Below are 1,707 nucleotides of genomic sequence, written 5' to 3'. Positions count from 1 at the left end.
GCACTCGCGATCGTGATGTTGTAGTTAAATTGTTTGACGAATTGGGTCCACGCTTTGCTGCTCGTAACGGCGGCTATGTTCGTGTACTGAAATACGGTTTCCGTAAAGGCGACAATGCTCCTTTGGCATTGGTTGAATTGGTTGAAAAAGCAGCTGATTCTGCTGAATAAGCAAATTGATATGAAAGCACTACCTGTTTAGGTGGTGCTTTTTTATTTGAATAGCCTCTTTCTCATTTCGCAGTGCTACAATGTCTTCCAGCAAGATACGTAGCCAGTCCGCGTTGTAGCTCCCTTTCTCATTTCGCAGTGCTACAATCCTAAAAGATTGGCGACGTCATTTATTGTTGTTGTAGCTCCCTTTCTCATTTCGCAGTGCTACAATTCGCTCCGCGTTTGATGATCAGCTTATAAGGTTGTAGCTCCCTTTCTCATTTCGCAGTGCTACAATAAACTCTGAATGCGTTGGAGTAAAAATGGCGTTGTAGCTCCCTTTCTCATTTCGCAGTGCTACAATTGTCGGTTTGAGCTTCAATTTATGGGACGTGTTGTAGCTCCCTTTCTCATTTCGCAGTGCTACAATATCTACGGCAAACACTGTACCTAAGTACACGTTGTAGCTCCCTTTCTCATTTCGCAGTGCTACAATTCAATGGGTTTGTTCAGTACAGTCTGAACCGTTTTAGCTCCCTTTCTCATTTCGCAGTGCTACAATAAAGTAGAATACAAGTATGTGCCTAGGTAGGTTGTAGCTCCCTTTCTCATTTCGCAGTGCTACAATCCTTGTTCACGCGGATAGGAGCAACGGCTAGTTGTAGCTCCCTTTCTCATTTCGCAGTGCTACAATTGTTTGGGTATTAAGTGGGTGGTTTGCCCAGTTGTAGCTCCCTTTCTCATTTCGCAGTGCTACAATACGGTACAGCCAAACATACAAGCGCGGCTTGTTGTAGCTCCCTTTCTCATTTCGCAGTGCTACAATGGCTACCTGAAAAAATATGCGACAGCAGCGGTTGTAGCTCCCTTTCTCATTTCGCAGTGCTACAATTTTAATACTCCTATAAGTTTTAGTAAATTAGTTGTAGCTCCCTTTCTCATTTCGCAGTGCTACAATCAGGTGCGAAGGTCTTTGAATCCTGCCGTAGTTGTAGCTCCCTTTCTCATTTCGCAGTGCTACAATCTCAATTGTTTCTTGTGTGAGTTGATTCACGTTGTAGCTCCCTTTCTCATTTCGCAGTGCTACAATTCAGGCTCCCGATACTACTGTTTTAGAGCTGTTGTAGCTCCCTTTCTCATTTCGCAGTGCTACAATTAAAATCAAATTCGTCTTTATCTTTGTCAGGTTGTAGCTCCCTTTCTCATTTCGCAGTGCTACAATGACCGTGATGGGCGTGGATGGTATTCAGTCGTTGTAGCTCCCTTTCTCATTTCGCAGTGCTACAATCCGCTACTCAAATCGAAGCGCGCGGTTATTGTTGTAGCTCCCTTTCTCATTTCGCAGTGCTACAATGACTTTATCGAGGGCGCGTCTGTTTCAATTGTTGTAGCTCCCTTTCTCATTTCGCAGTGCTACAATCTTCGCGGCGTTCTTCTAGCAGTTCGGAGCGTTGTAGCTCCCTTTCTCATTTCGCAGTGCTACAATACCTCAACGGGAAATCCTTATTTTATAAGGGTTTCCCGTTTTATTTTGTCTAAAAAATGAGCTTAAAAT

General features: G+C 43.8%; 1 protein-coding gene and 1 CRISPR repeat array. The gene reads left to right on the top strand.

The window, feature by feature from the left end; genetic code table 11:
* Nucleotides 1-170, top strand: a 170-nt coding sequence (locus ACTHS3_RS12385) for a bL17 family ribosomal protein (protein WP_440368070.1), incomplete at its 5' end; no start/stop codon positions are given.
* Nucleotides 171-282: 112 nt separating this feature from the next.
* Nucleotides 283-1,638: direct repeats of the CRISPR family, unit length 36 nt; unit sequence GTTGTAGCTCCCTTTCTCATTTCGCAGTGCTACAAT.
* Nucleotides 1,639-1,707 lie beyond the last annotated feature (69 nt).

The sequence above is a fragment of the Neisseria sp. P0009.S007 genome (assembly GCF_051962515.1).
This window is presented reverse-complemented; position numbering and strand designations above follow the sequence as displayed.